Here is an 8931-nt window from a genome sequence, read left to right as displayed (position 1 = left end):
TAGTCTAAAAACTAGTATTAAGACTATCACTTAAATAAGTGATACTGGTTGTCTGGAGATTCAGGGGGCCAGTCTAATCCCCACAGCCGGATGAACTAACGTTCGTCCGGTTTGCTATTGAGTTCCTGCCTGGATACTTACCGCGAAAACAGCACGGCTGACATAAAATAAATATGGTCTAATGGGGAAATTTCTCGTGGAGAGGGAACAGATGCGATATCCGGTTGATGTATACACAGGCAAGATTCAGGCTTATCCCGAAGGCAAACCCAGCGCAATTGCCAAAATCCAGGTTGATGGTGAGTTGATGCTGACGGAGCTGGGGCTGGAAGGTGACGAGCAGGCGGAGAAAAAGGTTCACGGCGGGCCAGACAGAGCGCTGTGTCATTATCCTCGTGAGCACTATCTCTACTGGGTGCGGGAATTTCCGGAACAGGCGGAGTTGTTTGTTGCGCCTGCGTTTGGCGAAAATCTCTCAACCGACGGTCTCACGGAAAGTAATGTTCATATGGGCGATATTTTCCGCTGGGGAGAGGCATTAATTCAGGTCAGCCAGCCGCGCTCGCCTTGCTATAAACTCAATTACCATTTTGATATCAGCGATATAGCGCAGTTGATGCAAAACACAGGTAAGGTGGGGTGGTTGTATAGCGTGATAGCGCCAGGGAAAGTGTCTGCGGACGCGCCGCTGGAGTTGGTTTCCCGTGTCAGCGATGTGACCGTGCAGGAGGCTGCCGCCATCGCATGGCATATGCCGTTTGATGACGATCAGTATCACCGTTTACTCTCCGCCGCCGGGTTATCGAAAAGCTGGACGCGGACGATGCAAAAGCGCCGACTGAGCGGCAAGATCGAAGATTTTTCCCGCCGGTTGTGGGGAAAATAACCCCCGGAGTGTAGGCCTGATAAGACGCTATCAGCGTCGCATCAGGCATCCTGCTCAAATGCCGGATGCGGCGTAAACGCCTTATCCTGCCTACAAATGCGGAGTTTAACTCCGCTTATACAGCGGCAACCAAATCACCAGCCGTAAACCGCCCAGCGGGCTGTCTTCTGCCTTCACCCAGCCACGATGCTGCTGAATGGCGGTTTCAACAATCGCCAGCCCCAATCCTGTACCGCCAGATTCACGATCGCGTGCTTCATCGGTCCGATAGAACGGACGGAAAATCTGTTCGCGATCTTCCGGGCTAACGCCAGGACCATCGTCGTCCACCGTAATGGTGATACCGTCTTTATCTACCGCAAAGCCCACTTCAATCTTCGTATGGGAATAACGCAGAGCATTACGAACAATGTTTTCCAGCGCACTTTCCAGGGCGTTCGGATTGCCGTACAGCGGCCACGGCCCAGGCGGGAAGTTAACTGTCAACGACTTGCCCATTTGCTCGGCTTCGAACGCCGCGTTATCCAGCACTTCACTCCACAACTGGTTGGCTTTGATGGTTTCGCTAACCAGCGCGTTTTTTTGCTGATTACGTGACATCACCAACAGATCGTTGATCATGCTGTCCAGACGTTGCGCTTCGGTTTCAATACGCTCGAGTTCCTTGCTTTCACCGCTACGACGGCGCAGTAACGCCGTACCCAGTTGCAGACGCGTCAGCGGGGTGCGCAGCTCGTGAGAGATATCAGAAAGCAGACGCTGCTGAGAGGTCATCATGCGCTCCAGCGCGGTGACCATCTGGTTAAAACTGGCACCTGCGGCAAGGAATTCCTGTGGCCCCGCTTCCAGTTCCGGGTGCTGGCGTAAGTTTCCCTGGGCAACTTCATCGGCAGCGTTTTTCAGCTTACGCGCCGGTTTTGCCAGACTCCAGGCCAACCACAACAGCAGCGGCGTACTGACCAACATGGTGACAATCAGCAGTAATAGCGGGCGGTCAAACAATAAGTTAATGAAATCGGATTGAGAACTACTGGCCGGACGAATCAGATAAAGTTGGTAATTATCTTCGCCATCACGCACGGAGAACGGACCGACCAGTTCCACGCGGCCATACTTTTTCTTCTGCGGATGATCGGCGTTATCGGCCTGACCAATAAAGTTACGAATGATCTGCATTTCGCTGCGTTCAGCGCCGATCACGCGGCCTTCGGTGGTCACCAATAACAAACGCTGTCCTGGCGGTGCCCACTTATCAATCGCCCGGAACAGACGCCGCCACCACATTAAATCGTTGGGCGGATCGTTCGCCAGCTCCGCTTCGACATGCTGCTCAATCATCAGCCCCTGACGCTGTTCGCTATCCAGAAGCTCGGTCATCTGGCGTGAATCGAGCTTGGGTAACATCAAAACCAACATCAACACCAGCACCAGCGTCAGCCAGAAGATGGCGAAGATGCGCGCGGTTAAGCTGCCTATCATGAAGCAGAAACCATCAGATAGCCGCGACCACGCAAGGTTTTAAACCACGGGTGACCATCTTTACGATCCGGCAGTTTACGACGCAGGTTGGAAATGTGCATATCAATAGCGCGGTCGAAAGGCGTCAGGCGTTTGCCCAACACTTCCTGGCTTAAATGTTCACGGGAAACCACCTGACCCAGATGCTGTGCCAGCAAATAGAGCAGGGTAAACTCAGTACCGGTTAACTCCAGCGTTTGCCCGTCGAAGCTGGCTTCCTGACGGCCTGGATTCAGCACTAAGGCATCAACTTCCAGTGTCGGTGAACCGTTGTCGTTGTTTTGCTGTTGCTCGCTCCAGTGCGAACGGCGCAGGATTGCGCGAATACGTGCCACCAGCTCACGATCATTAAACGGTTTCGGGAGATAGTCATCTGCGCCCAGCTCAAGGCCGAGAACGCGATCAAGTTCACTGCCGCGCGCCGTCAACATAATGACAGGCGTCTGGTGTGTCTGGCGAAGTGCTTTTAATGTGTCGATACCATTTTTCTTCGGCATCATTACGTCAAGCAAAAGTAAATCAATGCTGTCGTCCAGAAGATCAAGCGCCTGTTCCCCATCGTGGGCAACAATCACGTTGAAGCCTTCCATCTCGAGCAGCTCCTTTAATAGGGAAGTCAGCTCTCGGTCATCATCAACTAACAGGATTTTATTCATTGTTTAAATACCTCCGAGGCAGAAATTACGTCATCAGACGTCGCTAATCCATGACTTTACGTTGTTTTACACCCCCTGACGCATGTTTGCAGCCTGAATCGTAAACTCTCTATCGTTGAATCGCGACAGAAAGATTTTGGGAGCAAATGATGCGCATAGTTACCGCTGCCGTCATGGCCTCAACGCTGGCAGTCAGTTCATTAAGCCACGCTGCTGAAGTCGGTTCAGGCGATAACTGGCATCCGGGTGAAGAACTTACGCAGCGCAGTACGCAGAGCCATATGTTCGACGGCATAAGTTTAACCGAACATCAGCGTCAGCAGATGCGAGATCTTATGCAACAGGCCCGGCACGAACAGCCTCCTGTTAATGTTAGCGAACTGGAGACAATGCATCGCCTTGTCACCGCAGAAAATTTTGATGAAAACGCTGTGCGCGCACAGGCAGAAAAAATGGCGAATGAGCAAATTGCTCGTCAGGTTGAGATGGCAAAAGTCCGCAACCAAATGTATCGCCTGTTAACGCCGGAGCAGCAAGCGGTTTTAAACGAGAAACATCAACAACGAATGGAGCAGTTGCGTGACGTGACGCAATGGCAAAAAAGTTCATCGTTGAAGCTATTGAGTAGTAGCAACTCACGTTCCCAGTAGTAAACCCTGTTTTCCTTGCCATAGACACCATCCCTGTCTTCCCCCACATGATGTGGGGTTTTTTTTATCCTCAATTTGCCTGCTGCTTAATGCATTGCAGATGATTTGCTTCCGTTATACTAGCGTCAGTTGATAGCGGGAGTATTTATGAATCAATCTTATGGACGGCTGGTCAGTCGGGCGGCGATTGCTGCGACGGCGATGGCTTCGTTGCTATTGCTGATTAAAATTTTTGCATGGTGGTATACCGGGTCGGTGAGTATTCTCGCCGCGCTGGTGGATTCGCTGGTGGATATCGGCGCGTCGTTGACGAATTTACTGGTGGTGCGATATTCCCTGCAACCTGCCGACGATAATCACTCGTTTGGTCACGGTAAAGCTGAGTCCCTCGCGGCGCTGGCGCAAAGTATGTTTATCTCCGGTTCGGCACTATTCCTGTTTTTGACGGGTATTCAACATCTGGTATCTCCAACACCGATGACAGATCCAGGCGTCGGGGTTATCGTGACAATTGTGGCGCTAATTTGTACGATTATCCTTGTCTCGTTTCAGCGGTGGGTGGTGCGCCGGACGCAAAGCCAGGCGGTGCGGGCTGATATGCTACATTACCAGTCTGATGTTATGATGAACGGCGCAATTCTGCTGGCGCTGGGGTTGTCTTGGTACGGCTGGCATCGCGCCGATGCTCTGTTTGCATTGGGAATCGGCATCTATATTTTATATAGCGCGTTACGCATGGGATATGAGGCGGTACAGTCATTACTGGATCGCGCATTGCCTGATGAAGAACGGCAAGAAATTATTGATATCGTGACTTCCTGGCCGGGTGTTAGCGGCGCTCACGATCTTCGCACGCGGCAGTCAGGGCCGACCCGCTTTATTCAGATTCATTTGGAAATGGAAGACTCTCTGCCTTTGGTTCAGGCACATATGGTGGCGGATCAGGTAGAGCAGGCTATTTTACGGCGTTTTCCGGGATCGGATGTGATTATCCATCAGGACCCCTGTTCCGTCGTACCCAGGGAGGGTAAACGGTCTATGCTTTCATAATCAGTATAAAAGAGAGCCAGACCCGCATTTTGTGTATAAAATACCGCCATTTGGCCTGACCTGAATCAATTCAGCAGGAAGTGATTGTTATACTATTTGCACATTCGTTGGATCACTTCGATGTGCAAGAAGACTTCCGGCAACAGATTTCATTTTGCATTCCAAAGTTCAGAGGTAGTCATGATTAAGAAAATAGGTGTGTTGACAAGCGGCGGTGATGCGCCAGGCATGAACGCCGCAATTCGCGGGGTTGTTCGTTCTGCGCTGACAGAAGGTCTGGAAGTAATGGGTATTTATGACGGCTATCTGGGTCTGTATGAAGACCGTATGGTACAGCTAGACCGTTACAGCGTGTCTGACATGATCAACCGTGGCGGTACGTTCCTCGGTTCTGCGCGTTTCCCGGAATTCCGCGACGAGAACATCCGCGCCGTGGCTATCGAAAACCTGAAAAAACGTGGTATCGACGCGCTGGTGGTTATCGGCGGTGACGGTTCCTACATGGGTGCAATGCGTCTGACCGAAATGGGCTTCCCGTGCATCGGTCTGCCGGGCACTATCGACAACGACATCAAAGGCACTGACTACACTATCGGTTTCTTCACTGCGCTGAGCACCGTTGTAGAAGCGATCGACCGTCTGCGTGACACCTCTTCTTCTCACCAGCGTATTTCCGTGGTGGAAGTGATGGGCCGTTATTGTGGCGATCTGACCCTGGCTGCGGCCATTGCCGGTGGCTGTGAATTCGTTGTAGTTCCGGAAGTTGAATTCAGCCGTGAAGACCTGGTAAACGAAATCAAAGCGGGTATCGCGAAAGGTAAAAAACACGCGATCGTGGCGATTACCGAACATATGTGTGATGTTGACGAACTGGCGCATTTCATCGAGAAAGAAACCGGTCGTGAAACCCGCGCAACTGTGCTGGGCCACATCCAGCGCGGTGGTTCTCCGGTGCCTTACGACCGTATTCTGGCTTCCCGTATGGGCGCTTACGCTATCGATCTGCTGCTGGCAGGTTACGGCGGTCGTTGTGTAGGTATCCAGAACGAACAGCTGGTTCACCACGACATCATCGACGCTATCGAAAACATGAAGCGTCCGTTCAAAGGTGACTGGCTGGACTGCGCGAAAAAACTGTATTAATGATTTCGGAAAAAGGCAGATTCCTTTAGCCTGAAACCGATGACAGAAGCAAAAATGCCTGATGCGCTTCGCTTATCAGGCCTACATGAATTCTGCAATTTATTGAATTTGCAAACTTTTGTAGGCCGGATAAGGCGTTCGCGCCGCATCCGGCATGGACAAAGCGCACTTTGTCAGCAATATGAGGCGGATTTCTTCCGCCTTTTTAATCCCTCAACATATACCCGCAAGTTATAGCCAATCTTTTTTTATTCTTTAATGTTTGGTTAACCTTCTGGCACGCTTTGCTCATCACAACACAACATAAGAGAGTCGGGCGATGAACAAGTGGGGCGTAGGGTTAACATTTTTGCTGGCGGCAACCAGCGTTATGGCAAAGGATATTCAGCTTCTTAACGTTTCATATGATCCAACGCGCGAATTGTACGAACAGTACAACAAGGCATTCAGCGCCCACTGGAAACAGCAAACTGGTGATAACGTGGTGATTCGTCAGTCACACGGTGGTTCAGGTAAACAAGCGACGTCGGTAATCAACGGTATTGAAGCTGATGTTGTCACGCTGGCTCTGGCCTATGACGTGGACGCGATTGCGGAACGCGGGCGGATTGATAAAGAGTGGATCAAACGTCTGCCGGATAACTCCGCACCGTACACTTCCACCATTGTTTTCCTGGTGCGTAAGGGCAATCCGAAGCAGATCCATGACTGGAACGATCTGATTAAACCGGGTGTTTCGGTGATCACGCCTAATCCGAAAAGCTCTGGTGGCGCACGCTGGAACTACCTGGCTGCCTGGGGCTACGCGCTGCATCACAACAACAACGATCAGGCAAAAGCACAGGATTTTGTTCGGGCACTGTATAAAAACGTCGAAGTTCTGGATTCTGGCGCGCGCGGCTCCACTAACACCTTTGTCGAGCGCGGGATTGGCGATGTACTGATCGCCTGGGAAAACGAAGCTCTGCTGGCAGCGAATGAACTGGGGAAAGATAAATTCGAAATCGTCACGCCGAGTGAGTCTATCCTCGCAGAGCCAACGGTGTCGGTGGTCGATAAAGTGGTCGAGAAAAAAGGCACCAAAGAGGTGGCGGAAGCCTACCTGAAATATCTCTACTCGCCAGAAGGTCAGGAAATTGCCGCGAAAAACTACTACCGTCCGCGCGACGCTGAAGTAGCGAAAAAGTACGAAAATGCGTTTCCAAAGCTGAAGTTATTCACCATTGATGAAGAGTTCGGCGGCTGGACGAAAGCGCAAAAAGAGCATTTTGCTAACGGCGGTACGTTCGATCAGATCAGCAAACGCTGATTTCCCTAGGATAATTATCAAACCCGGTGGTTTCTCGCGACCGGGTTTTTTATTTGTCACGATTTTGCGTTACCCTTGCATCTCTTTGAGGTACAGGGAAAAAAAGATGAAAAAAGCGGGTCTTCTTTTTTTGGTGATGATAGTTATCGCCGTTGTGGCTGCCGGTATTGGTTACTGGAAATTAACCGGTGAAGAGTCGGATACATTACGTAAGATTGTCCTTGAGGAATGTTTGCCCAATCAGCAGCAAAATCAAAATCCTTCGCCATGTGCGGAAGTCAAACCCAATGCCGGATACGTGGTTTTAAAAGATCTTAATGGTCCACTGCAATATCTGTTGATGCCAACGTATCGTATTAACGGTACTGAAAGTCCTTTGTTGACCGATCCTTCAACGCCGAACTTCTTTTGGTTGGCCTGGCAGGCGCGTGATTTTATGAGCAAAAAATACGGCCAGCCGGTTCCCGATCGCGCGGTTTCTTTGGCGATCAACTCCCGCACCGGGCATACGCAAAACCATTTTCATATTCATATCTCTTGTATTCGTCCTGATGTGCGCGAACAACTGGATAAAAATCTGGCGAACATCAGCAGCCGCTGGTTGCCACTGCCAGGTGGTTTGCGCGGGCATGAATACCTGGCGCGTCGGGTAACGGAAAGCGAACTGGTACAACGCAGCCCATTTATGATGCTTGCAGAAGAAGTGCCTGAGGCGCGGGAACATATGGGAAGCTACGGGCTGGCGATGGTACGGCAGAGTGATAATTCGTTTGTGTTGCTGGCGACACAACGAAATCTACTGACGCTGAACCGTGCTTCAGCCGAGGAAATCCAGGATCATGAGTGTGAGATTTTGCGTTAAGGCGAGGAGTTAAGGAAAGTAAGTGCCGGATATGAAATCCGGCACCTGTCAGACTTAAGCCTGTTTAGCCGCTTCTGCAGCTTTAACGATCACTGCGAAAGCGTCAGCTTTCAGAGAAGCACCGCCAACCAGCGCGCCGTCGATGTCTGGCTGAGCAAACAGTTCTGCAGCGTTAGACGCGTTTACAGAGCCGCCGTACTGAATGATCACTTGTTCAGCGATGTTAGCGTCAACTTTAGCGATGTGGTCACGGATGAATTTGTGAACAGCCTGTGCCTGAGCCGGAGTTGCAGATTTGCCAGTACCGATTGCCCATACAGGTTCGTAAGCGATAACCGCACCTTCGAATGCCGCAGCACCCTGAGTTTTCAGTACCGCGTCGATCTGACGTGCGCAAACTTCTTCAGTTTTTCCCGCTTCGTTTTCAGCTTCGGTTTCACCGATGCACAGAACCGGAGTCAGACCCTGCTCTTTCAGCACCGCGAATTTTTTCGCAATCAGTTCGTCAGACTCTTTGTGGTAAGTACGACGTTCAGAGTGGCCGATGATGATGTACTGAGCGCCGATGTCTTTCAGCATAGCGGCAGAAGTTTCACCGGTGAATGCGCCGGACAGGTTCAGGTCCACGTTTTGCGCACCCAGCATGATGTGGCTGCCTTCAGCTTCGCGCTTCGCCATATCGATGTACATTTCCGGTGGTGCGATTGCAACCGCACAGCCAGCAACACCTGCCAGCTCTTTACGCAGGTTAGAAACCAGCTCGTGAACCATGTGGCGGCTGCCGTTCAGTTTCCAGTTACCCATCACTAAAGGATGTCGCATTTTAATTCTCCACGCTTATAAGCGAATAAAGGAAG

9 protein-coding genes are annotated in these 8931 nt (G+C 51.1%); 6 read left to right on the top strand and 3 right to left on the bottom strand.

The genetic code is table 11. The features are described from left to right. The first annotated feature begins 211 nt into the window (after positions 1-211). On the top strand, positions 212-886 hold the full coding sequence (yiiM, locus tag ABZJ92_RS05540; protein ID WP_001270270.1) for a 6-hydroxyaminopurine reductase: 675 nt from the start codon (positions 212-214) through the stop codon (positions 884-886). Positions 887-991: 105 nt separating this feature from the next. Here the strand turns inward: yiiM and cpxA are convergent, their stop codons facing one another. After that, positions 992-2365, bottom strand: a complete 1374-nt coding sequence (cpxA, locus tag ABZJ92_RS05535) for an envelope stress sensor histidine kinase CpxA (RefSeq protein WP_000580436.1) — start codon at positions 2363-2365, stop codon at positions 992-994. Continuing rightward, entirely contained in the window at positions 2362-3060 is a 699-nt protein-coding gene (gene cpxR / locus ABZJ92_RS05530) for an envelope stress response regulator transcription factor CpxR (RefSeq protein WP_001033722.1), read from the bottom strand. Before cpxR ends, cpxA begins: the two co-directional genes overlap by 4 nt. Before the next feature lie 149 nt (positions 3061-3209). Here cpxR and cpxP point away from each other — a divergent pair, with 149 nt between their 5' ends. From cpxP to cdh, 5 genes are all read left to right on the top strand, one after another. Further along, complete coding sequence (cpxP, locus tag ABZJ92_RS05525; RefSeq protein ID WP_001223800.1) at positions 3210-3710, top strand: cell-envelope stress modulator CpxP; 501 nt, start codon at positions 3210-3212, stop codon at positions 3708-3710. Positions 3711-3857: 147 nt separating this feature from the next. Continuing rightward, positions 3858-4760 carry a CDF family cation-efflux transporter FieF gene (gene fieF, locus ABZJ92_RS05520; RefSeq protein ID WP_001076748.1) on the top strand — a complete coding sequence of 301 codons (903 nt, stop codon included), beginning with the start codon at positions 3858-3860 and terminating at the stop codon, positions 4758-4760. A gap of 180 nt (positions 4761-4940) precedes the next feature. Further along, a complete protein-coding gene (gene pfkA, locus ABZJ92_RS05515; RefSeq protein ID WP_000591795.1) occupies positions 4941-5903 on the top strand; it encodes a 6-phosphofructokinase in 963 nt (320 codons plus the stop codon). Between the two features lie 319 nt (positions 5904-6222). Then, complete coding sequence (sbp, locus tag ABZJ92_RS05510; protein ID WP_001045689.1) at positions 6223-7212, top strand: sulfate/thiosulfate ABC transporter substrate-binding protein Sbp; 990 nt, start codon at positions 6223-6225, stop codon at positions 7210-7212. A 106-nt stretch (positions 7213-7318) separates the two neighbouring features. Then, the gene (gene cdh / locus ABZJ92_RS05505; protein WP_005050421.1) at positions 7319-8074 is read left to right on the top strand and encodes a CDP-diacylglycerol diphosphatase; all 756 of its coding nucleotides are present in this window, start codon (positions 7319-7321) and stop codon (positions 8072-8074) included. Positions 8075-8128: 54 nt separating this feature from the next. Here cdh and tpiA read toward each other — a convergent pair whose 3' ends face one another. Then, positions 8129-8896, bottom strand: coding sequence for a triose-phosphate isomerase (gene tpiA / locus ABZJ92_RS05500; RefSeq protein WP_001216325.1), 768 nt, complete (start codon positions 8894-8896; stop codon positions 8129-8131). Positions 8897-8931 lie beyond the last annotated feature (35 nt).

The sequence above is a fragment of the Shigella sp. FJ200513 genome (assembly GCF_040495915.1).
GTDB lineage: Bacteria > Pseudomonadota > Gammaproteobacteria > Enterobacterales > Enterobacteriaceae > ECMA0423.
The sequence above is the reverse complement of the archived record's forward strand: the minus strand, read 5'-3'. Positions and strand labels throughout refer to the sequence as shown.